This is a genomic window from Glutamicibacter sp. NPDC087583, from assembly GCF_044743685.1.
Taxonomy (GTDB): domain Bacteria; phylum Actinomycetota; class Actinomycetes; order Actinomycetales; family Micrococcaceae; genus Glutamicibacter.
Genome location: NZ_JBIUWY010000001.1, coordinates 1,081,513 through 1,103,909, shown reverse-complemented (window position 1 = coordinate 1,103,909; position 22,397 = coordinate 1,081,513). Strand labels below are relative to the sequence as shown.

The window sequence follows — 22,397 nt, the reverse complement described above, 5'->3', positions numbered from 1 at the left end:
CGGCACCTAGAGAAAGACCGAATCCCCGTGGCTTACACGAACAACCCGAAGTACTCCGGCGTCATCCCGCCGGTCATCACCCCGCGCACCGCCGATGGCGCCATTGACGCCGCCGGCATGGATGCCGTGGTGGAACACCTGATCGACGGGGGAGTGGCCGGCCTGTTCGTGCTCGGTTCCTCCGGCGAGGTGCCTTACCTGGCCAATGCCGAACGCGACGCGGTACTCGCCCGGATCGTGGCCGCCAACGCTGGCCGCGTGCCGGTGCTGGTCGGTGCCAGCGAGCAGACCACCGCCCGCGTCATCGACGAGGGCCAGCGCCTGATCGCCCTGGGCGCCGACGCGCTGGTGGTCACCACCCCGTTCTATGCCATCTCCAACGGCCCGGAGATCGAAGCGCACTTCACCGCCATCCACGACGCCCTGCAGATCGACATCTTCGCCTACGACGTGCCGGTGCGCACCCACCACAAGCTGCCGCTGGATGTGGCCGTCCGGCTGGCGCAGTCCGGCGCCATCGTGGGCGTGAAGGACTCCTCGGGCGACGACGTGTCCTTCCGCCAGCTGCTGCTGGCCACCAAGGACATCGAGGGCTTCTCGGTGTTCACCGGCCATGAGGTCGTCGTCGACGGGGCACTGCTGGGCGGAGCCCACGGCGTGGTCCCGGGCCTGGGCAACGTGGACCCAGCCGGCTACCGCCGCCTGTTCGAGAAGGCAGTGGCCGGCGACTGGGCCGGCGCCGCGGCCGAGCAGGACCGCCTGGCCCGCGTCTTCGACATCGTCTACACCCCCGATGCTTCCCGGGTGTCGCCAGGGGCTGCGGGCCTGGGCGCCTTCAAGACCGCCCTGGTGGAACTGGGCATCATCTCCAATAACGCCATGAGCGCCCCGATGGCGTCGCTGGATGCCTCCGAGGCCGCCTCGATCCGCGGGATCCTGGCCGAAACCGGCCTGCTGCCGGTGGCCGCCAAGTAGGCCCTGGCCCAGTGCAAGAACAACTAGCAGGCGCCGGCGAGGTGCTCGCCCTGGATCTGGGCGGCACCAAGATCGCCGGCGCCGTAGTGCGCCGCGATGGCACCATCACCGCGCGCAGCCAAGCACCCACACCGGCCCGCGAAGGCGCCGCCGCAATCATCGCGGCCATGGCCGGCGTGGTGCAGCAGCTGCGCGGTGCATGCTCGGCGCAGCCGGCCGGATTGGGTATCGGCGCCGCCGGGGTCATCGACCCGGAAACCGCGAAGGTGGTATCGGCCACTGATACCTTGGCGGGCTGGGCCGGCACCGACATGGCGGCCGAACTGGGACGGCTCACCGGTTTAGCGGTGCGCGCGGTCAATGACGTGCACGCCCACGGTTTGGGCGAGGCCCGCTTCGGCGCGGGCCGGGGAACCGGCCAGGTGATGCTGTTGGCCATCGGCACCGGAATCGGCGGAGCCTACCTGCACGGCGGCCAGCTGGTCACCGGCTTCCACCACGTGGCCGGGCATATGGGGCACATCGATTCGGCCTACGCCACCGGGCTGGAATGCTCCTGCGGACGCACCGGGCATGTGGAGGCGATCGCCGCCGGGCCCGCGATCCACCGGCACTACCAGCGCTTGGCCGGCAACCCGCAAGTGCGCGACACCCAGGCGGTGACCGCGCTGGCCGAAGCCGGCGACGCCTTGGCCTATCGGGCATTGCATACCGGAGGCCTGGCCGCAGGCGCCGCCGCCGGATCGCTGGCCAACGTGCTGGACCCGCAGAAAATCGTCATTGCCGGCGGGATGGCCGGGGCGGGGAAGATCTGGTGGGAGGGTCTGCGCGAGGGCTTCGCCGCCAGCGCCATCGACCTGGTGCGGGGCACCGCGCTGGAACCTGCCCGTTTGGGAACCGATGCCGCCCTGATCGGGGCGGCCAGCCTATTCTGGCCACAAGACTAAGAGGAGAAAGACATGTTGCTTTCGGCAGCAGCACTGCAAGCCCTGCGCGGACGGCTGATCGTTTCGGCGCAAGCCTATCCGGGGGAGCCGATGCGCCACCCGCAGACCATGGCGCAGGTGGCGGCCTCGGCGGTGATCGGAGGCGCCGGCGCGGTGCGCGTGCAGGGCATCGCGGATATCCAATTCACTCGTTCGGCCGTCGAGGTGCCGGTCATCGGGCTGTTCAAGGACGGCCATGAGGGCGTGTTCATCACCCCCACCATCCACCACGCCTTGGCGGTGGCCAACGCCGGGGCGCACATCGTGGCCCTGGACGGCACCCGCCGCGAACGGCCCGACGGCAAGAGCCTGGAACAAACCATTAGCGCGGTCCACGAACGGTCTGCCGCCTTGGTAATGGCCGACTGCGGGTCGCTGGACGACGCGCTGGCTGCCGCGCAGGCCGGGGCCGATCTGATCGGCACCACGCTGGCCGGCTACACCGGGGAACGGGACAAGACCGAGGGGCCGGACCTTGAGCTGCTGGAACAGATCGCAGCAGCGGGCCTGGAGCCGCCACTGATTGCCGAGGGCCGGATCCACACCCCGGCGCAGGCCAAAGCCGCGCTGGATGCCGGCGCGTTCGCCGTGGTGGTGGGCACCGCGATCACCCATCCGGCGAGCATTACCGGATGGTTCGACGCCGCCCTGCGAGGCTAGGCGTTTTCTTCGTGGCTGGTAACTGGCCTACGCTTAAGCGCAGAACCTAATTCCTGCAGAATCGGAGAATCACCCCGTGGACGTCTTTATCAAGGGCCCTTCCAAGCGCGATGTAGCCGGCATGAAAGCGGCCTTCGGCGAGGTGGAAGCCGGAGACGTGATCTCGGTGCTCTACAAGACCGCCCGCTTCGGCAACTTCCTGATCACCGGCGCCGCGCACGCCACGGTGCTCGACGACGTCATGGTTGGCGGGCTGAACGCGGCCGCTGCCAAGAAGAAAGCCAAAGACGCCGACGGCGGCGAAACCATGGCCCGCCAGCCTGATAAGGACGTGCGCGCCTTCCCCGCAGTCTTCGAAGGCGAGTTCGCCCCGGAAGACGTTGAAGTTTCCGAGCTGTCCCACGGCGATTTGGTTGCCGCATCCTTCAGCCAGGAACCCTACGGTGATTTCGTGATTACCGGCGTGGTCACCGAGGCCGAAAATGATCGCGGCTACCTGATGGTCGGTCCGTGGATCCTGCAAACCGCCGACGGCGCGCCGCCGCGGTTGCTGTCGGTTCAGCGCGTGGCGGCCAACGGCACGCACGTTGCCCCGGTGCCTACGCGCCGCGGCCTGATCGAGGTAGACGGACTGTAGCCAGCAAAGAGTTCAACAGGCCCCGGTGGATGAGATTATTTTTCATTCACCGGGGCCTTCTTTCTACTTCCGGAAAGGAGGCGGGTTCTCACGGTCGTTGCAACACCTTGATCAAACAGGAGTTGCAACGACCGTCAGAACCCGCCTTGTACGACTTGGTCCGGCATTTATCACTCCACGCGTGCACGACTAGGAGAAGGGCAGCACTATCGATGGTGTTTCAGGTCGTATCTGTGGCTCCCATGGTAATGGGGTCAATTTGCCTTGGCGGCGGTATGCCGTCTCAAGCGGGATTCTTATAGACCCAGGCACCGCTAGAACTTACTATGGTAGATAACATCTTCCGGAAGATATAAGCGACACAGGTGGGTTGAGATATGAGTACATCTCCCCACCTGCCAAATGTGAAAGTGTACCTTGCGATCAAAACCCATAATTCTGGTGCTCGCGTTTGCCGGATTGTTGCTGTTGTTGGATCTAGCGATGCTGTCTTATCGCGCCATACAGGCTACCACCCTACAGGAGGCAAACTCACTATATACGAACAGAGCTATCGAGTTGAGCGGTGATCCATCGACAGCAATCGATTACGCTCGGGGCGATGGGTTGGATGTAACCATCTTCCAACCGCTCGCTGACGATGATCATATTCGTGCCGTATTTTCGACAACGGACGTGTCTGGATCTTTACCACTGCACGATCTCCGTTGGAATGTATCCGATAGTCGTCCGGGGGCATTAGTAGGGGCCAACCTCCAAGCTGTGGGCGCCGAGATCGTAATACTGGGAAAAGAATATGAAGTTGCTGGTTTATTAGGGGCACGGGACAAGAGCCTGTTAGCCGACGAAATCGTTATTTACGATCCACAGTTGTTTGAGGAGCCAGGTGAGCGTCGATTCGTCGTTGACGGACCAGACGCCGATCGGATTACTGAACGTTTCGAGAATACGCGTGCGATTGAATCAGGTCTCTCCAGGCGAACTAATATTGATTTCATTTCTCCCATCATGAATATGCTTACTGTGGTTTTGCTAATCACTGGGACAGGTATTTTAGGGTATCTAACGCATACCTGGGGTGCAGCGCGTGATTCGGTAGATCGGTTGTGGGGACGCACCCGCGCATTTTTGTTGTCACGACATATTCTCTCGTACACGAGAGTCTGGATCGTGGCGGCAATAGTACCGACGCTAATTCTATTTAGTGCGGGTCGAGCTAGCTTATTGTTTCAAGATTTTCTCTACTCGCATGTGCTTCTGACATCTATGTTCATTCTCTCTTTCACGACGTCGTTTGTGGTTAGGAACGGAGGAATGAAATGAACGAGTTCATTTTTGATCTACGTCGAAACTGGCTTGCTATTGCAACAAAAGCTGTTATCGTAGTGCTGTTTTTAACGGGTTTATACAGCACTATCAGTTTCTCAGCGTCAACGCAGAACGCGATTATCAAAAGCTTTAGTGATGGAAACAATCAAGATCTCTACCGTGTGACAGATACTTTTATCGATGCCAATGAGTTCACAGAAGTTCGTCAAAGCCCAGAAAAACTAGATCAAATTGGAGAGTTTTACGAGAAACTCAATGAGAGCAAGCTCGTGAACTTATTGTCGTCTTTCAATCAACCTATACCGATTGCTGATTTTAAAGGCAGTGAGTCTTTCGATGCTTGGGCTGGGGGAGACTATGTTAATGGCGGCGTTTACGTCGATCAGCTGACAGGGCGCGAGACACTGGAGGTTCGGTCAATGCAGATGAGTAAGGAAGCGTTTGAATTTTCGCATTTGACGGTCGACGAGGGGCAACTTCCTGATTGGGAGAATATTGACTACAGTTCTGGCCAGATCCCAGTGTTGCTTGGTGCGGACTACAGGGGTATTTACAGTGTCAATGACACACTTGACGGCATGTTCTACATGGAACCGTTCTCACTCAAAGTTGTTGGATTCCTTGAGCCGCACTCTTCGATGTTCTACCAAGACGATATAGACCACTTCCTTGATGACACCATTGTCATCCCGTATCCAAAAACACTACGTGGGATAGCGAAGACGAATCTAGATTTTGGTGGGATATTGTCCTTCGCAATGATCAACAGCGATTTTACTGCCTCGAAAGACATGTCCGGTAACGATATCCTCAAGCATCTTGACCAGATCGGGCGGGAAACTGGATTCACGAACTATGCACTTATAGGTGTGCCTCAATATTTAACTCAATATTCCCTGATGCGAACAATGCTATTTGATAATGTATGGCTAGTCGCCTTCCTTCAAGTTGCTTTAGGAATAGTTGGCGGACTCGTGTTGTGCGCGCTGAGTGCATTCAATTTCCGTCGTCGGCGTACTGTCCTCAATTTACGGTGGATAATTGGAACTTCTTGTTTGGAGTTGCAGAAGTGGATGGGGATGATTGTGCTCATCGAATGGGCCGCAATCGGACTGTTGTTCCTCACTGTTTATCAAGTTTTACCCAATGAGGGTTCATCAGCCGTCGGCTGGATTATTCTGATTTTTGCCGTTGCTGCTTGTGTTGATATTGCTGCTGCTACCAGGTCGACCAAACTGTACTTTCAAAGAAAGATTGCATAGAGACATGACAAGAATCGAACTTCGAGGCCTATCCAAAGGGTTTCGTGAGGCTAACGGCACACCCCATACACTGTTCCAGAACACGAACTTTGAAGCAGATGAGAACGATGCTTCAATTGCCGTCCTCGGACGCAGTGGTTCGGGAAAAAGTACCTTACTTAAAATTTTGGCCGGTCTTGATACTCATTATATGGGGGAATTTCGCTTTAACGAAGAAATTCTCCAGCATAAGGAATCGAGGATGGCGGCCTTTCGCAAGGCGAATGTCGGCGTAATTACGCAACGCTATGATCTGCTACCTGAGCGGACCGCCTTGCAAAATGTCATGTTGGGACTAGGCGGGAATAAGAACGCCTTCCGCGACCCGGCAGCAGACGCACTCGGTCATGTAGGTCTTAGTAAGTACGAAAATCATAGAGTCGGCAGACTCTCAGGTGGCGAAGCTCAGCGTGTGGCGATTGCCCGCGCAATCGTTAAATCTCCAGCAATTCTAATTGCGGATGAGCCAACCGGGGCGCTCGACGAGCAGACGGAAAATGAAGTGTTGGATCTATTCGACATTCTTCGCGCTCGTGGAAGTTTGCTCGTTATTGCAACCCATAGTGAACGAGTAGCTCAACGTTGCGCCAGGCAGGTAGTTATCACAGGTAAGAAAGTAGTTGGAGTCTAGTGTCGATTCTAATCGATAATCCTAGGCTAAAGAAATATTCTGATTAATAAATTCCTAAAACATCACGGCATTATTCCGATGCATACCACTAGATTGGTTTATTTGAGATTTACGTATCTGATTTCTCGCGGTCGAGTCTCTTCTCTGGGCTTATTTTTTGTCAGAGAATTTGTCTTCTTGCATCGAAACAAATGCTTTCAGTTCATATTGTGTTATTTTCAAGCTAATTGACGGCTGGAATATTCATATATAACCAGAAATGCAACACTTATGTATCAATCTGAATGCTGCAACGGTGGCGAATGCCTTGCAGGACTTGTCGCTTTGATGATCGCTGGAGCCCTATAGGCACCCCACGGCCCTCGCACAGCCCTACGAAGACCAGGTATGTTGGTTAGCCCTTCGCATTGGACCTAGGCGCGCAGCACCTGGCCGATGATCTCGACGCCCTGGTTGAAGGCTCCAGGGTTCGGGCCGGCAAAGTTCAACCGCAGAAAGCGTCCGGTCGGTTCCGCGGGGAACCAGCTGTCTCCGGCCGAGATGGCCACGCCGCGCATTTCGCAGTCGCGGACCAGCTGCACCAGATTAGTGGCATCCGGCAACCTTGCCCAGAGGTTCAGCCCGCCCAGCGGGACCTGCTCGACATGTGCTTCGGGCAGATGCTGCGCCAGGGCGTCGAGCACCAGATCCCTGCGCGTTGCCAGCTGCTGGCGCACCGAGCGCAAGTGGGTGCGCCACCCGGGCTGGGTGACCACGTCAAGCGCGACGGATTGCAGCGCACCACTGACATACATGGATTGGGCCTGGTTATCGGCCAAGATCCGTTCCCGTGCTGGCCCTCTGGCAATGACGCCGGCAACACGGACCGCCGGGGACACGCTTTTGGTCAGGGAGCGCAGATACACCACATGGCCGCTGTCATCTCTGGCGGCCATCGGTGAAGACTCGGCATTGATCCCCAAATCCTTCGCCCAGTCATCTTCCACCAGGAAAGCGCCACGATTCTTCAGGATTTCCAGCACCCGCTGGGAAACTTCGGGCGACCACTGGGCCCCGGAAGGGTTGGCAAAATTCGGGTGGGCGTAGAAGGCGCGGGCCCCGGTTTGCTCGAAAGCGCGATCCAACTGCCCGGTGTCCGGGCCGTGGGGACCGGCGGGAACGGGGACGAGCTGCACGCCGACTTGCGCGGCCGCGAGGATAGCACCCCAGTAGGTGGGCGATTCGATGAGCATCGGCTTGCCGGCCCCAACCAGTGAGCGGAAGATCGAGCCCAGCCCGCTTTGGCTGCCGGGCAGGACGACGACGTCGCTGGCCGCCGGCGCGCTCAGCCCAGGGGCGGTGATGGCGCCGAGCTCGGATGCGAACCAGCTCTGCAGATCAGGCAGCCCCGCGGCCGGGGTGCGCTGGAGCACCGCGTCGCTGCGCGCGACCCGCGAGAAGGCGCTGCGCACCAGTCGTTCTGGCAGCAAGTCTCGATCCGGATAGCCCGACTGCAGGGATATGACGTCATTGGGCGTAGCGCGCTGGGCGGAGGCGAGTTCAGGCAGGGGCCGTTGCACAACGCCCAAGGCCGCGGTTTGCCAGGCATGGTCGTGCGCCCGGGCCACCGGGTGGCTGCGAACGAAGGTGCCGATACCCGGACGCGATTCAATGATGCCCTGGCCGGTGAGGATCCGCAGCGCTTTCTGCACGGTGACCGGGCTGACTTCATAATCCGCCACCAGAGTACGGGTGGAGGGCAGCTGGCTCCCGGCGGGGGCTGTCGCAATCCATTCGCGCAGTACCGCAACCAGGCGCTCACTGCTACTGTTAAACATGAAACTAGATAGTACCGCTACTCTCATTTCGCGGCAACCGCTATCCTCGGGCGTTACCGGGCTGATCTGGGGATTGCTGGGCGTGCTCGCCTTCTCCTTCACCGTGCCCTTCACCCGCATCGCCGTGGAAAGCGGCCATCTGCAACCGCTGTTCGTCGGCGCGGGGCGATCCGTTATCGCCGCAATGCTGGCTGTTGCCGTGCTCTGGAGCACCGGCCAGAAACTTCCGACACGGTCGCAATGGTGGCGGCTGCTGGTCGTCGCCGGGGGAGTTATCGCAGGTTTCCCCCTGCTGACATCCTTTGCGATGACCACGGCTCCGGCCAGCCATGGCGCGGTAGTGATCGCCATCCTGCCTGCAGTGACGGCCGCAGCCGCTGTGCTGCGAACCAGGGAACGCCCCAGTGCCAGATTCTGGATCGCGGCTGGTTCTGGGGCATTGGCAGCCTTGGCGTTTGCCGCTTTGCAAGGAGGCGGGCTGGGCAGCTTGCACGGGGCCGACTGGTTGCTCTTCGGGGCGGTGCTCGCTTGCGCTATCGGCTATGCCGAAGGCGGCCTGCTCTCGCGGGAGCTTGGTTCATGGCAAACGATCTCATGGGCGCTGGTCCTGGCCTCACCGGTAATGATCACCCTCACGACCGTCTCGGCGCTCCAGCATCCGCCCACGGCAACATTCAGCGAGTGGGCGGCATTCGCCTATCTTGGCGTCGTGAGCATGTTCCTCGGCTTCATTGCGTGGTATCGCGGATTGGCCATCGGCCCGATGGCGCAAGTGAGCCAGGTGCAGCTGGCGCAGCCGGTGATGACGATCTGCTGGGCCGGGATGCTGCTGCACGAACAAATCGGTTGGCCCACCGTGGTTGGCGGCTGCGCGGTCATCGCCTGTGCCCTGCTGGCCGTAAGATCGAGGAACCAGCACATGAGACAGGATGGCGCATCATGAAATCATCAACGAAAACTGGCGCACTGCCAGTCACCGCTTTGACCGGGCTCAGCGCCTTCCCGCTGACCCCAATGAATGATGACCAACTCGATGAACCTGCATTCATCGGATTGGTGCAGCGACTGGTTGCGGCCGGGGTGGATTCAATTACCGTCCTGGGCTCGACCGGTTCGTACATGTACCTGGACCGCGCGGAGCGCGAACGCGTCATCGGGTTGGCGGTGCAGCATGCAACGGGGATCCCGGTGCTGGCTGGAGTCGGCGCCATGCGCACGGCCCACGTCCTGGCGCATATTGACGACGCCAAGGCCGCCGGTGCGGCCGGCGTTCTGCTCGCCCCGGTGGGCTACCAGCGGCTGGACGATGATGAAGTCTTCGCACTGTTCAGGGCGGCGACCGAACGCAGCGACTTGCCGGTCGTTGTCTATGACAACCCTGGGACAACGCATTTCACCTTCAGCACCGGGCTTTATGCGCGCATCGCGCAGTTGCCGGGGATCATTTCCATCAAGATTCCGGGGGTTCCGGCCGATCCGGTGGATGCGCTGGCGCATGTCGCGGCGATTCGGGCGGTGCTTCCCGATCACGTAGGCATCGGGGTATCGGGCGATGCGTTCGGGGTAGCCGGACTCATCGCAGGATGCGACGCGTGGTTTACCGCGGTGGGCGGAACGATCCCGGCCCCGATGCTTGGAATTACGCGTGCGGTGCAGGCCGGAGACCATCAGAAGGCGCTAGCGGTTTCCGAGGATCTGCGGCCGTTGTGGGACCTGATGGCGCAATGCGGCGGCAGCTTGCGCGTCAGTGCCGCCATTGCCGAGCACCTGGGCCTGGCAGCACCCAATTGCCTGCCCTTGCCGGTCCAGGGACTTAACCGGGAGCAGCGGGCAAGGGTGGCGCTGGTGCTCGATGGACTGGGGCAGGCAAGTCTCTAGCTGGGTGGCCAGCGGCCCTGTTCGGCCAGTGCGAGGCTTCGATTTCGATTCATGATCGTGAAGCCGGCAGATTCGAAACTGGCCAAGATGCCGGAAAATAGGCCCTCTCTGCCCTTGTAGGTGATTCCGGTATCGGTGGGGCGGGCATGCTCGACCGCGGCAGCAGGCAACTGCCCTGAAATGATCCGCCCGCGGAATGCGGGGCGGATCACGAGACAAATCAGCACCCAGGCGGATTCCGCCCCGAGGTTCCATTCTTCATCCTTGAAGTACTGGCATTGGCACCACTAGGGATCGCACTGCTGGCCGGATTCCAAGTTCCATGGAGTCTTCTTCGCGGGCTGGTTCCGGGCGCGCGGTGGGCGTACCCTGTGGCTAACCAGCGAACTTGGCCATCTTTGCCTGGCCATCTAGGAGCGAAAGGGTGCCTACCACCATGCCGCGAATCATCCGTTTTGACCATATCGGCGTCACCGTTGCAGACCTTGAGCTGGTGACTGGCTTCTTCATCGGCTTGGGCTTGAGTGTCGAGGGCAGGGTCGACGGGATGGAAGGGGAGTTCCTGGAAACCGTGTGCGGGGTCAAGGGCTCGCGCACGAATGTCGTCATGCTCAAGTCCGCGGATTCGGAGGTCGGCATCGAGCTGGCCAGCTTCGAGAAGCCTGCCCATGAACCGGGCAACCCGCACGCCATGGCCAACGAACTGGGACTGCGCTCGATCGCCTTCGAGGTAGATGACCTCCAGGGGATGGTCGCCGGCCTTGAAACCCAGGGCTATGGACTGATCGGCGGCGTCGGGGAATACGAAGGCGCCTGGAAAATGGCTTATGTGCGGGGCCCCGAAGGGCTGACGGTAGCCCTGGCCCAGCGGCTGGGAAACTAGGCGAAGCAGTCGTTAACCAGCAGGTGCCCGGGCCCGGGGGAAATCCCCCTGGTCCGGGCACCTGCTCGTTGGCTCTAGCGCTTGGCCTTCTGCAAGGACTTCTCGCTGATTGGCGCATTGTCGCTGGCGCGCAGCTTGCGGAAGTACTCCATGGCCTCATCCTGGCGCTCGGCTTCGCCGCCCGAGGAGATATCGGCACGCAGGTGGTCCTGGGTGTAGCCGAAGGCTTCCACCAAGTCCTGGGCATGCGGGCGCAGGCGGGCAAGCAGGCGGTTGATGTAGCCGGACAGGGTGCGGGCACGCTGCATCGAGAGCAGGCCGTTGGCCAGGTACCAGCCCAGGTCGTCTTCGACCAGGCTCAGGGCGAAGACATCGCGCAACCAGGTCAGCACCTCCTTGGTGGTCGGATCCCCGGTCTTCTCCAATGCCGCGGTGAATGCTTCCCAGCGCAGCAGCTGGCCGTGGTCGCGTGCCGCGGAGATCAGCAGGTCCTGGTTCTCGTTGAATGCGGCGGCAGCCTTGGCCTTGTTCTTCCCGGCACCGCGCAGGGCGTTGGCCACCTCGGCGACCTTGGCGTTGATGCGGTCGGTGAACAGAGCGCGCTGGTTCTCCGGGTCCTTGAAGAAATTGGCGCTCTTGCGCTCATCGGAGATATCCGCGAAGGCCTGGCCCACGCCGCGCAGACCGGAGCGGTGCAGGGCGGTGGCACCGACCTGCTTGGCTACGTACAGGGCCATCGCGCCGGTGTCGAGCTTGCGGAACTCGGCCGCGTAGTCGGTGAGCAGCCGCTTGCCCACCAGCTGCAGCAGCACATTGTTATCGCCTTCGAAGGTCACGTAGACATCAAGGTCCGCATAGAGCTGGGTGAAGCGGTTCTTGGCGATGAAACCGGCACCGCCGCAGGCCTCGCGGCACTCCTGCAAGGTGTCCAGGGCGTCCCAGGTGCTCAGCGGCTTCAGCGCGGCGGCAAGGGTTTCCAGATCCTGGCGGTCGTCGTCGCTATCGGCTCGGCCCGAGAACACCGCGTCGAACTTGTCCAGCAGGCCGTCGTGCGCGAAGGAGGAAGCGTAGGTGCGGGCCAGCCGGGTGATCAGGCGGCGCTGGTGGCGCTGGTAGTCCAGCAGCGTGGTTTCCTCGGTGTCGGAAGTGGAGTTGAACTGGCGGCGCTGGTTGCCGTAGGTCACGGCGATCTGCAAGGCGATCTTCGAGGCGTTGGTGGCGGCGCCATCGAGCGAGACGCGGCCCTGGACGAGGGTGCCGAGCATGGTGAAGAAGCGGCGGCCCGGCGAAGGGATCGGCGAGGAATAGGTTCCATCAGCGTCCACGTTGCCATAGCGGTTGAGCAGGTTGGTACGCGGAACGCGCACGTTGGTGAAGTGCAGCCGGCCGTTGTCGATGCCATTCAGCCCTCCTTTCAGCCCGTCGTCCTCGCCGCCGATGCCATCAAGGTAGTTGCCGGCTTCGTCTCGGATCGGGACGTAGAAGCAGTGCACGCCATGGTTGACGCCCTTGGTGATCAGCTGGGCGAAGACGGTGGCGGCCTTGCCGTGCAGGGCCGCGTTGCCCAGGAATTCCTTCCAGGCTGCCTTGAACGGGGTGTGGATGACGAACTCGCCGGCGGCCTCGTCGAAGGTGGCGGTGGTGGCCACCGCGGCCACGTCCGAACCGTGGCCGATCTCGGTCATGGCGAAGGCGCCGGGGGTATCGAGGTTCATGGCCCCTGGCAGCCAGGCGCGGTGGTGCTCCTCGGTGCCCAGGTGCAAGATGGCTCCTGCGAACAAGCCCCACTGCACCCCGGCCTTGATCTGCAGCGAAGGGTCCGCGGCCACCAGTTCCTCGAAGGCCGCGATGGAGCCGCCATGGTCACCGGCGCCACCGAATTCCTTGGGGAAGGCACGCTGGACGGCTTCTTGCTCAACGAGGATGCCCAGCTGGCCCAGTACGCGTTCGCGGTGCTCGTCCATGCCCAGCAGCGGGTCGCGCTGCAGCTGCGGATCGGCGGCGCGGGCGCGCGAGGCCTTGCGGATTTCGGCATAGGGGCCGAAGAGCTGTTCGGACAGGGCGTTGACGTTGATGCGGTTCTCGCTCATGACGTGTCTTTCTATTCGGTGGTGAGTCGGGTTGGGAGTGCACCTGGGTGCTTCAGTTGGTTTTCGGGGTCCGGGTGGAGGCGATGCCATAGGCCAGCCAATTGGTCAGTTCCGTGGCCAGCGACGGCAATGCCGGCTTGTTGGCGGAATCCGGTTGGCGCAGCCACTGTTCGCCGGCCGCGCGGACCATGCCCAGCGCCGCGCGCGGCCACAACTCCAGGGTCGCGGAAGTGGCGCGCTGGTCATAGAGCTTGAGCAGGCGTTCGCTCATCAAGCTGGATGCCTCTTCGAAGAAGGTGCTCAGGGCGCCGGCCGATTCATCATCGGCCGAGCGCGGGGCCGATGTCACGAAGAAGTACAGGTTCGGGCTGTTGGCTGCCAGCTCCAGGTAGGAGGAAACCATGGCGTGCAGGGCGCTGATTTCGTCTTCCTTGGCCAGGCCTGCGGCGATGACGCGTTCGCGGAAGTCGTTGATGACCATGGCGCTCAGTGCCTGGCGCAGGCCCTCCTTGTCGCCGAAGTACCGGTAGTACACCGGTTTGGAAGTTTTCGCGTGATTGGCGATGTCTTCCATGGAGACCTGCGGGCCGAGCTTGTGCACGGCCTTGCGCGCCAGCTTGAGCAGTTCTTCGTGGCGCGCGGTGCGATGCGCTTGCCAGCGAGCTGCCCGGCCGTCGGTCTCGCGGTCGATTTCCCCAGTGATCTTGTTCACGTAACTCACAGTATCATGTACTCTTGGTTACAGTAATACTTGTCACACCAGAATATTTGTAGGAGTTCAACGAACATGAGCCAGCCCGCTGTGCGCAATGCCGTGATCATCGGTGGCAACCGCATTCCCTTCGCCCGTTCCAATACCGCCTACGTCAATGCGTCCAACCAGGACATGTTCACTGCAGCACTCGAGGGCCTGGTCGCCCGCTTCGGCCTGCAGGGACAGCGCATCGGGGCCGTCGCCGGCGGCGCGGTGCTCAAGCATTCCAAGAACTTCAACCTGATCCGCGAATCGGTGCTCGGCTCCTCGCTGGATCACGCCACCCCGGCCTATGACGTGCAGATGGCTTGCGCCACCGGCATGGAAGCCATCGGCTCGCTGGCCAACAAGATCAAGCTGGGCCAGCTAGATTCCGCCATCGGCGGCGGCGTGGACACCACCTCCGACGCGCCGATCGCCGTCTCGGATGCGCTGCGCGGCATCCTGATGGAGCTTTCCCGCGCCCGCAGCACCAAGGCCAAGCTCGCCGCGCTGGCCAAGCTGCGCCCAGGCCATCTGGCCCCCGCAGCCCCCGGCACCGGCGAACCGCGCACCGGCCTGTCCATGGGCGACCACCAGGCAATCACCACCAAGAAGTGGGGCATCACTCGCGAGGCCCAGGATGAACTGGCCCTGGCCAGCCACCAGAACCTGGCCGCCGCCTACGACCGCGGCTTCTTCAACGACCTGGTCACCCCGTTCAACGGCCTGTCCAAGGACAACAACCTGCGCGCCGACTCCACCATGGAAAAGCTGGGCAAGCTCAAGCCCGCCTTCGGCAAGAACCTGGGCGATGCGGCGACCATGACCGCCGGAAACTCCACCCCGCTGACCGACGGCGCCTCGGCCGTGCTGCTGGGCAGCGAAGAGTACGCGCAAGCCAACGACCTGCCGATGCTGGCCAATTTCGTGGACTTCGAAGCGGCAGCAGTGGACTTCGTGCACGGTGCCGAGGGCCTGCTGATGGCTCCGGCCTACGCCACCGCCCGGATGCTGGAGCGCAACAACCTCACCTTGCAGGACTTCGATTTCTACGAGATCCACGAGGCCTTCGCAGGCACCGTGCTCTCGACGCTCAAGGCGTGGGAGGACGAGGAATTCTGCCGCGAGAAGCTGGGGCTGGATGCCCCGCTGGGCGCCATCGACCGGTCGAAGCTGAACGTGAACGGCTCCTCGCTGGCCGCAGGGCACCCCTTCGCCGCCACCGGCGGGCGCATCATCGCCAGTACCGCGAAAATGCTGCATGAAAAGGGCTCGGGTCGCGCGCTGATTTCGGTCTGCGCCGCAGGTGGCCAGGGCGTCGTCGCAATTCTGGAGGCTCGCAGCTAATGGCGGACAAGTACATGGAACTGGTTAATTCCGGGATCACCAAGAAGCTGGCCACCCTGCTGGGCTTGCCGCGTCCTCCGCGCTTGCGCCGCTACAGCCCCGATGCGCCACTGCTGCCCGGCCCGGTGCTGGTGCTCGGTGCCTCGTCCAAGGCCCAGGACCTGAGCGACACCCTGGTCGCCTGGGGGCTGGATGTGCGCCGGCACGACGCCGGCGATGCCAAGCTCGGCGGCCTGGTGCTGCTGCTCGATGAACTCGAGCACCCCACCGAGCTGTCGCCGCTGATGCTGGCGGCCGGCCAGGCGTTGCGCAAGCTGCTGCCAGGTGGCCGCGTGGTGGCCTTCTCCCGTCCCGCCAGCGATGACGATGCGCCGGAGCTTTCCGCCGTGTGCCAGGGCATCGACGGCATCGTGCGCTCGATGGGCCGCGAAATGCGCGGTGGAGCCACCGCCAACGGCATCGTGCTTGCCCAAGGCACCAGCGTTGCCAGCCCTAGTGCGCTGGCCGCGCTGCGCTTCTTCTTCTCCGGGCGCAGCGCCTACGTGGACGGCCAGTTCCTTTCTGTGCGCACCAATGATGGCGTGCTGCCTGCCGACTTCGCCAAGCCGCTGGCCGGCAAGGTCGCGGTGGTGACCGGTGCCGCTCGCGGCATCGGCGCGGCCATCGCCAAGACGCTGTCCCGCGACGGCGCGCAGGTGGTTGTGGTGGATATGCCTGCTGCCGGCGAATCGCTAGCCAAGGTCGCCAACTCCATCGGCGCCACCGCCTTGCAGCTGGATGTCACCGCCCAGGATGCCGCCCAGCAGATCATGGACCATGCGATCGGCCGCCATGGCTCGCTGGATCTGGTGATCCACAATGCCGGTATCACCCGGGACAAGCTGCTGGCCAATATGGATGCCGGCCGCTGGGACTCGGTGATTGCCGTGAACATCGCTTCGCAGCTGCGCATGAATGAGGCCTTCCTGGCAGCCAAGCTGCCCGGTTTGCGCATCGTTTCGCTGGCTTCCACCTCCGGCATTGCCGGGAACCGCGGCCAGACCAACTATGCAGCCTCCAAGGGCGGGGTGATCGGCATGGTGCACGCCAGCGCCAAGCTGTTTGCAGAAAATGGCGGCTCCATCGCCGCTGTGGCTCCGGGGTTCATCGAGACCGAGATGACCGCGAAGATCCCGCTGGGTACCCGCACCGTTGCCCGCATGGTTCTGCCTTCGCTGATGCAAGGCGGTCTGCCGGTAGACGTTGCCGAGGCGATTAGCTTCCTCGGGTCCGATGCCGCAGCCGGGTTGAACGGCCAGGTGCTGCGGGTCTGCGGCCAATCGCTGGTAGGTGCCTAGATGGGTGCGCAGATCGTCACCTCGATTCCCTCGATGGCCTCGGTCTATGCCAAGGCCGTGAAGACCCTGAAGCGGAAGCCGAAGAACCCGGTGCTGCCAGAAACCGTCCTGGTCTTCCAGGGTGCCAAGGCCGATCCGGTGAAACTCGCCGAGTTCCGCCAGGCCGTAGGCGCGCCGATGAACGGCGTGCTGCCCAGCCTCTACTTGCACTCGCTGGCTTTCCCGCTGGCTATGTCCTTGATGGTGCAAGATGATTTCCCCTTGCCGCTGCTGGGCATGATCCACCTGTCCAACCAGGTCGATGTGGTTGCGCCGCTGGCTGAGGATGAGGCTTTTGACATCGAGGTGCACAGCGAGAACCTATCGGCCCATCCCCATGGGGCGACCTCCGACTTGGTGATGCGCCTCGTCGTGGACGGGCAGGACCGGGTGCTGCTGCGCAGCACGTTCTTGGCCAAAGGCGTGCGGCTCGAGGGCCGTACACCGGAGAAGAGCGCGCATCCGGCCTTTGCTGCACCGCAGCGTACCGCGAGCTGGAAACTGGATCAGGGAACGGGACGTCGTTGGGCCGCAGTAGCCGGCGACTACAACCCGATTCACCTGTCCGCGCTCAGCGCCAAGGCGTTGGGCATGCCAGCGGCTATTGCCCACGGCATCTACCTGGCAGCCCGGGCATTGGCGGGGATCGAACCAGCCAACGGAACGTACCACTGGAGCATCGAGTTCAAGTCCCCGGTAGTGCTTCCGGCATCGGTTGACCTGGCCTTCCAGCCGCAAGCCGATGGGTACAAGGTCCACGCGTGGAATGCACGCAAGTCCAAGCCCCACTTCGAGCTGGATCTGGTGCGCAGCTAGGCTCCACCGCTAGTGCCTTGGCCTTCAATGGAATTGCCTTGAAGGCCAAGGCACTATTGCGTTCAACGTACTTGGCGCTCGGACTGGGCGACACGGTAGCTGGCCAGGGTGGCCACGGCCGCGCGTTCCCAGGTGAAGAGGGCCGAATGTTCCAGCGCCCCATGTCCGGCAGCGGTAATCTGTTCAGGATCCCGGGCCAGTTCAAGCAGCTTGGCGGCCCAAAGCTGGGCATCAGGCTCGGTCATGAGCCAACCGGATTCGCCGTCATTGACGGCGTAGGCCAACCCTCCCACCGCATTGGCCAACACCGGCGTGCCACAGGCCTGCGCTTCGGCGGCCACCAATCCGAAAGTCTCGGAGAGCGAGGGCACCGCGACGACATCGGCATTGGCGAAGACGAGCGCCAGCTTCTCGGGGGAGAGCGGATCGAAGAACCGGACGACGTCCTCCAAGCCGTGGTGTTGGACTTGCGCTGGCAGGTCGTAGTCCGTTGCCCCGGACAGCGCACCGAACAGCGATGCGGTAATGCGCAGGGCTGGATCCTCGCGACGCGCGATGCCCATGGCTTCGAGCAGAAGATGGGCTCCCTTCAGCGGTTGCATGCGCCCGGCGTAGACCAGGTGCAAGTCATCGTCTCCCAGAGGCCGGCGCAGCTTGTCCTGATCCGGGTGGAAGATGCGGTGGTTGACGCCCGGCAGGACGATGTCGAGCTTGTTCGAGTCCACGGCGTAGAAGCGCTGCAGCTGTTTCGCCTCGACGGGCGTGTTCGCGATGATGCGCGCGCAGTCGGCGAGCAGCTGCTTCTCTGCTTCCTTTCGCTTCCCAGGCTCGGGGAGACCTGATTCGTGTTCCTTGGCCGCGGCCGAGGTGTGCATCGAGACCAGCAAGGGAGCGGACCAGCGCTGCGCCAGTTGCAGCCCCACCATTCCGGAGAGCCAATAGTGCCCGTGGACGACATCGAACTTCATGCCGTGCAAGTGCGTTGCGATTTCCTCCGCGGCCTCGTCGATGATCGCCGGGAGCTGTTCCTTGGCAAGGTTCCGATGGGCAGCGATCTGCACCTGATGCATCCACACGCCCTCGCTGACCTGGAGCGACTCGGATTCGTTGGCGGTGCGCGTGAGCATGTGGACTTCGTGGCCCAGGGCGCCCAGCGCATAGGAAAGGTTCTGGATGTACACGTTCATGCCACCTGCATCGCCGGAGCCCGGCTGCTGCATCGGTGAGGTATGCAGGGAAAGCATGGCTATGCGCATGTTCAGTACTCCAGTAGTGCTGTGCTAGTGACGGAATTTTTCGTTCAAAACTCCGCCTCTGATGCTATCAAGAAGCCAGGTCCAGCATGTTCGCGTTCGCCGACGTCCAGTGATCGACCATCTCCGCTCCGCCGTGGCCATCGGTCTCGCAGATAACCAGTGAGGAAGCTGGCCAGAGCTGGTGAAGTTTCCATGCCGTCATTGACGGTCCGGAAACATCGGCTCGTCCGTGGATCAAAACGGCCGGCAGGTGCCGGATCCCAGCCATATTCTCGATGATCGGCGGCTGGCAGAAACCATCATGGGCCCAGAAATGAGTGGTCAGCCGTGCCATCGAATGCCGGAAGCGGCGGTCATGCCAGCGCGGATCGCGGATTACCTGCTCCGATCCGAGGGAAATGTGGGTATCCTCCCATAGCGCCCATTCGCGGGACGCCGCATCGCGAAGTTCCAGATCGGTGGAGCCGAGCAGTTGCGCGTAGGCCTCGACCAGTCGCAGTTCACCCGCCGCGTAGGCCGGAATGTGGCTGCTGGCGAATCGCGAGAAGCGGTCCCATGCTTCCGGGAAGAGCGCTCCAACAGTTTCGGTGATCCATTGGACTTCTTCACGGCTCGTTGTCGTGACGGCGAAAAGCACCATGCCGACGACGCGTTCGGGATGGGCCTGTGCGTAGGCGAGAGCCAAGGTCGAGCCCCAGGACACGCCATTGATAATCCATTTCTCGATACCCAGCCCGACACGCAGCGTTTCGATATCGGCTATCAGCCGCTGGGTAGTGAATTCTCCGATGTCCGTATCCGCAGCGGCTGCCGAGGGGAGAGAACGTCCGCAACCGCGCTGTTCAAAACCAATGAGGCGAGTACGGGACAGATCCCAGCGGTTCCGGTAGCCGCTCGCGCCGAGTGTTCCTCCTGGTCCACCGTGCAGGTGCAGTGCCGGGATTCCCCCGGGACTGCCGAACTCTTCCCAGTACAGCTGGTGGCCGTCATCAGTTGGCATGAGCCCCTGCTGGGCGGGGACGTTGCCCGGGGAAGAATCAGTCATATAAGCACTTTACGACAGCGCACGTGCAAGCGCGGCGGAGGCATGCGCCGCATCCTCAATCGAGGGCGGGGAGTCGTTCGGATTAAATAAAGAAATCCCCGGTTGACCGAAGTCAACCGGGGATTCTACCTGTGCGCGAAAGGGGACTTGAACCCCTACCCTCTTGCGAGGACTAGCACCTCAAGCTAGCGCGTCTACCTATTCCGCCACCCGCGCAGGTTGTCTGTTGTTCGCGTTGTTATCGCTGGCAACGAAGTAAAACTTTACCACCCCCAGCAGGGGATTTCCAATCGGGAAACTCCTCGCAACTGGAGGGTGAAAACCCCGGAATTCCGCGGGAAAACCGGGATTGAGTAGAGGTTTAAGGCAAAAAATCAGAAAATCAGTGTCGAGCGTCACAGGAATATGATGCGATTTGCCTAGTGAAACGCGGGTTTAGCGGCTCTACTGCGAAGATGGGCCGAGCCTGGCGGACAGCGTTGCCGCATCGAGAACTTCGTTGAAGATCGCGCCACCGGGTTCCAAGCCGCGGCCCGCGGCCAAGTTGGGCAGGAGGACCGGAGAGAAACCCAGGGCGACGGTAAGTTCCGAAACCGTCTGGGCATCCTGCTTGTTATCCGAGGCGACGCCCAAGGCGCGTTGCGCGGATTGCTTGGTTGCCTGATCCGCGTCCATGTCCCAATGGCTGATGTGATTGAGGGCTTTGACCACGCGAGAGCTCTTGAAATGGGTTGCAATGCCTTCGGAGCTGGACAAGCCAGCGTCAAGTGATGTTTCCAGCCAGTCGGGAAGCGGCTCGTCTTCCCAGCGATTGGTCGCATCCACCAGCAAGATGCCAGCCAGGGATGGGACATCAATGTCGTCGAGTTCCTCTTGGGGCACCATGAGCACCACCAAATCGGCATCCTCGGCAATGTCTTCGGCCAGTACGGCGGTGGCATGCGATGCGTACTGTGCCAGGTGGTACTTCATCATCCGTGGCGGCCTGGAACCTGCGATGCGTACGTCGATTCTGGCCGATGCTGCTGCGCGGGCGAGGGCTGTACCGGCTCGTCCCGCTCCGAGGATTCCAATCCGCTTGATGCTCATAACCTCCAGCCTAAACGCGAAAGCCATGGTGGCATGCAATTCATTGCATGCCACCATGGCTTCTGGACCTAGTGAAAGGCCATCAGCTCCAGAGCGGAGCCAGGGACTTGTACAGCTGCTGTACACCCAAGATGATGAACAGTACTGCGGTAATCGCCAACGCGGTGTTGGTATGCCAGCGGTTGGCCCATTCCTTGGGGATGCGCTTGCCATTGAGCAGGCCCAGGAGGGTGACCGCCAGGAATGGCATGAACAGCGCACCGAGGACGCCATAGGCCAGGATCAGGGCAATTGGCTTGTCCAGCAAGAAGAGCACCATTGGCGGGAAGGTCAGCCACAGCACATAGAACTTGAAGTACTTGCCACCGGTCAGCGTATCCGGGTGGTTTGCCGGCTTCTTGCGCATATGGCCCCAGAAGTCGGCGAACATCAGCGAAACGCCATTCCATACGCCGATGATCGACGAGAAGGACGCGGCCCAGAAGCCAATGAGGAAGCCGTTGCCTACGACATCGCCGTATTCGGCTTTCAGCACGTCGCCCAGTTCCAGCAGGCCCTTGTCGCCACCGGAGATGGTCACGCCGGCGGCGCGAACAACTTCCGCGCCAACGATCAGCATGGCCAACACGAAGATGCCGGTCATGACGTAAGCCATGGAGTTGTCGATGCGCATGACCCGCATCCACTTAGGGGTGTACCAGCCTTTCTCGCGCAGCCAGTAGCCGTAAGCGGCCAAGGTGATGGTACCGCCGACGCCGCCAGCCAACGCCAGGGTGTAGACCACGCCGCCTTCCGGGATCATCGGGATCAGGCCCTTGAGCATTTCCGGAATATTTGGCACAGCGATGAAAGCCAAGCCCACCACGGTCACGAACATGATGCCCACCAGTACAGCGGTGATCTTCTCGAAGAAGCTGTACTTTCCGAACCAGACCATCACGAAGCCCAGCAGGCCCATGAGCACTGCCCAGATCTTCAGATCCACTGCCGGCATCAAGGCGGCCAGCGGCAATGCAGCGGAACTCATCGCCGTAGCGCCGTAAACGAAGCCCCAGATGATGATGTAGGGACCGAAGTACCAGGTGGTCCACTTGCCCAGGGTCTTCCAGCCCTCGAAAATGGTTTTGCCAGTTGCCAGGGTGTAGCGGCCGGCGCCTTCAACCAGAACAATCTTCAGGATCACGCCGACAATCACTGCCCAGAGCAGCGCATAGCCGTACTGGCTGCCTGCTACTAGTGTGGCAACCATGTCAGCTGCGCCAACGCCGGTCGCCGCAACGACCAGTCCCGGGCCAATGACTTTCCAGCGCGGCGGGCCGCCACCGTCTAGGTCGGCGCGTTGCGCCTGGATGTTCTCGCTCATTTGATTTTCCTTTTGACACAGTGCGATGCCGCCGCAGAGTCGCATCGGCAGTGACGCGGACCACGGGGGTGTGAGATCGTATTCAATCTTGGTAGTGATCTTTCTTACTGGCAAACTCTCAGTCAAGTACTAACACTTTCTTAGGAATGCAGTGACGTGGAGAACACTGCGTGTTCCGAATT

21 protein-coding genes and 1 tRNA gene are annotated in these 22,397 nt (G+C 61.7%); 13 read left to right on the top strand and 9 right to left on the bottom strand.

Annotated features, from left to right (window positions below; all coding sequences use genetic code 11):
• The first annotated feature begins 27 nt into the window (after positions 1 to 27).
• The 7 genes from ACIOU9_RS05250 (at position 28) to ACIOU9_RS05220 (ending at position 6,519) form a co-directional block, all read left to right on the top strand.
• The gene (locus ACIOU9_RS05250) at positions 28 to 975 is read left to right on the top strand and encodes a dihydrodipicolinate synthase family protein (RefSeq protein WP_402696198.1); all 948 of its coding nucleotides are present in this window, start codon (positions 28 to 30) and stop codon (positions 973 to 975) included.
• Between the two features lie 11 nt (positions 976 to 986).
• The gene (locus ACIOU9_RS05245) at positions 987 to 1,922 is read left to right on the top strand and encodes an ROK family protein (RefSeq protein ID WP_402696196.1); all 936 of its coding nucleotides are present in this window, start codon (positions 987 to 989) and stop codon (positions 1,920 to 1,922) included.
• A 12-nt stretch (positions 1,923 to 1,934) separates the two neighbouring features.
• On the top strand, positions 1,935 to 2,621 hold the full coding sequence (locus ACIOU9_RS05240) for an N-acetylmannosamine-6-phosphate 2-epimerase (RefSeq protein ID WP_332498801.1): 687 nt from the start codon (positions 1,935 to 1,937) through the stop codon (positions 2,619 to 2,621).
• A gap of 76 nt (positions 2,622 to 2,697) precedes the next feature.
• Positions 2,698 to 3,258, top strand: coding sequence for a hypothetical protein (locus ACIOU9_RS05235; protein WP_402696195.1), 561 nt, complete (start codon positions 2,698 to 2,700; stop codon positions 3,256 to 3,258).
• Positions 3,259 to 3,699: 441 nt separating this feature from the next.
• Entirely contained in the window at positions 3,700 to 4,581 is an 882-nt protein-coding gene (locus ACIOU9_RS05230) for a hypothetical protein (protein ID WP_402696193.1), read from the top strand.
• The gene (locus tag ACIOU9_RS05225) at positions 4,578 to 5,849 is read left to right on the top strand and encodes a hypothetical protein (RefSeq protein WP_105661253.1); all 1,272 of its coding nucleotides are present in this window, start codon (positions 4,578 to 4,580) and stop codon (positions 5,847 to 5,849) included. Before ACIOU9_RS05230 ends, ACIOU9_RS05225 begins: the two co-directional genes overlap by 4 nt.
• A 4-nt stretch (positions 5,850 to 5,853) precedes the next feature.
• Positions 5,854 to 6,519 (top strand): ABC transporter ATP-binding protein, encoded by a 666-nt coding sequence (locus ACIOU9_RS05220; RefSeq protein WP_402696192.1) that lies wholly within the window; start codon positions 5,854 to 5,856, stop codon positions 6,517 to 6,519.
• Between the two features lie 413 nt (positions 6,520 to 6,932).
• Here ACIOU9_RS05220 and ACIOU9_RS05215 read toward each other — a convergent pair whose 3' ends face one another.
• On the bottom strand, positions 6,933 to 8,336 hold the full coding sequence (locus ACIOU9_RS05215; RefSeq protein ID WP_133833392.1) for a PLP-dependent aminotransferase family protein: 1,404 nt from the start codon (positions 8,334 to 8,336) through the stop codon (positions 6,933 to 6,935).
• On the opposite strand from ACIOU9_RS05215, the gene ACIOU9_RS05210 reads away from it, so the two are divergent.
• Positions 8,335 to 9,279: a DMT family transporter gene (locus tag ACIOU9_RS05210; RefSeq protein WP_105661256.1), complete on the top strand. Its 945-nt coding sequence runs from the start codon at positions 8,335 to 8,337 to the stop codon at positions 9,277 to 9,279. The genes ACIOU9_RS05215 and ACIOU9_RS05210 overlap by 2 nt on opposite strands.
• The gene (locus tag ACIOU9_RS05205) at positions 9,276 to 10,214 is read left to right on the top strand and encodes a dihydrodipicolinate synthase family protein (RefSeq protein WP_402696190.1); all 939 of its coding nucleotides are present in this window, start codon (positions 9,276 to 9,278) and stop codon (positions 10,212 to 10,214) included. The genes ACIOU9_RS05210 and ACIOU9_RS05205 overlap by 4 nt, the downstream gene beginning before the upstream one ends.
• Here ACIOU9_RS05205 and ACIOU9_RS05200 read toward each other — a convergent pair.
• Positions 10,211 to 10,426 carry a hypothetical protein gene (locus ACIOU9_RS05200; RefSeq protein ID WP_105661258.1) on the bottom strand — a complete coding sequence of 72 codons (216 nt, stop codon included), beginning with the start codon at positions 10,424 to 10,426 and terminating at the stop codon, positions 10,211 to 10,213. The two genes, ACIOU9_RS05205 and ACIOU9_RS05200, sit on opposite strands and share 4 nt — an antisense overlap.
• A 212-nt stretch (positions 10,427 to 10,638) precedes the next feature.
• Between ACIOU9_RS05200 and ACIOU9_RS05195 the strand changes: the two genes are divergently transcribed.
• Positions 10,639 to 11,097, top strand: coding sequence for a VOC family protein (locus ACIOU9_RS05195; protein WP_353616138.1), 459 nt, complete (start codon positions 10,639 to 10,641; stop codon positions 11,095 to 11,097).
• A gap of 74 nt (positions 11,098 to 11,171) precedes the next feature.
• Here ACIOU9_RS05195 and ACIOU9_RS05190 read toward each other — a convergent pair whose 3' ends face one another.
• Positions 11,172 to 13,187 carry an acyl-CoA dehydrogenase gene (locus ACIOU9_RS05190; protein ID WP_402696189.1) on the bottom strand — a complete coding sequence of 672 codons (2,016 nt, stop codon included), beginning with the start codon at positions 13,185 to 13,187 and terminating at the stop codon, positions 11,172 to 11,174.
• A gap of 52 nt (positions 13,188 to 13,239) precedes the next feature.
• The gene (locus ACIOU9_RS05185) at positions 13,240 to 13,899 is read right to left on the bottom strand and encodes a TetR/AcrR family transcriptional regulator (protein ID WP_105657819.1); all 660 of its coding nucleotides are present in this window, start codon (positions 13,897 to 13,899) and stop codon (positions 13,240 to 13,242) included.
• A gap of 75 nt (positions 13,900 to 13,974) precedes the next feature.
• On the opposite strand from ACIOU9_RS05185, the gene ACIOU9_RS05180 reads away from it, so the two are divergent.
• The 3 genes from ACIOU9_RS05180 to ACIOU9_RS05170 are packed head-to-tail and all read left to right on the top strand — an operon-like array spanning position 13,975 to position 17,462.
• Positions 13,975 to 15,270 carry an acetyl-CoA C-acetyltransferase gene (locus tag ACIOU9_RS05180; RefSeq protein WP_402696187.1) on the top strand — a complete coding sequence of 432 codons (1,296 nt, stop codon included), beginning with the start codon at positions 13,975 to 13,977 and terminating at the stop codon, positions 15,268 to 15,270.
• Positions 15,270 to 16,607 carry a 3-oxoacyl-ACP reductase gene (locus ACIOU9_RS05175; protein ID WP_105661262.1) on the top strand — a complete coding sequence of 446 codons (1,338 nt, stop codon included), beginning with the start codon at positions 15,270 to 15,272 and terminating at the stop codon, positions 16,605 to 16,607. Before ACIOU9_RS05180 ends, ACIOU9_RS05175 begins: the two co-directional genes overlap by 1 nt.
• The gene (locus ACIOU9_RS05170) at positions 16,608 to 17,462 is read left to right on the top strand and encodes a MaoC/PaaZ C-terminal domain-containing protein (protein WP_105661263.1); all 855 of its coding nucleotides are present in this window, start codon (positions 16,608 to 16,610) and stop codon (positions 17,460 to 17,462) included.
• Between the two features lie 62 nt (positions 17,463 to 17,524).
• Here ACIOU9_RS05170 and ACIOU9_RS05165 read toward each other — a convergent pair whose 3' ends face one another.
• The 5 genes from ACIOU9_RS05165 to ACIOU9_RS05145 all read right to left on the bottom strand — a co-directional run bounded on the left by ACIOU9_RS05165 (position 17,525) and on the right by ACIOU9_RS05145 (position 22,215).
• Positions 17,525 to 18,718: a glycosyltransferase gene (locus tag ACIOU9_RS05165; RefSeq protein WP_105661264.1), complete on the bottom strand. Its 1,194-nt coding sequence runs from the start codon at positions 18,716 to 18,718 to the stop codon at positions 17,525 to 17,527.
• Positions 18,719 to 18,785: 67 nt separating this feature from the next.
• Positions 18,786 to 19,763, bottom strand: coding sequence for an alpha/beta fold hydrolase (locus tag ACIOU9_RS05160; protein WP_105661265.1), 978 nt, complete (start codon positions 19,761 to 19,763; stop codon positions 18,786 to 18,788).
• Positions 19,764 to 19,895: 132 nt separating this feature from the next.
• Positions 19,896 to 19,979: transfer RNA gene (locus ACIOU9_RS05155), tRNA-Leu, on the bottom strand.
• Positions 19,980 to 20,207: 228 nt separating this feature from the next.
• Positions 20,208 to 20,852, bottom strand: a complete 645-nt coding sequence (locus tag ACIOU9_RS05150) for an NADPH-dependent F420 reductase (RefSeq protein WP_105661562.1) — start codon at positions 20,850 to 20,852, stop codon at positions 20,208 to 20,210.
• 82 nt (positions 20,853 to 20,934) lie between these two features.
• Complete coding sequence (locus tag ACIOU9_RS05145) at positions 20,935 to 22,215, bottom strand: Nramp family divalent metal transporter (RefSeq protein WP_105661266.1); 1,281 nt, start codon at positions 22,213 to 22,215, stop codon at positions 20,935 to 20,937.
• Positions 22,216 to 22,397: the final 182 nt, after the last annotated feature.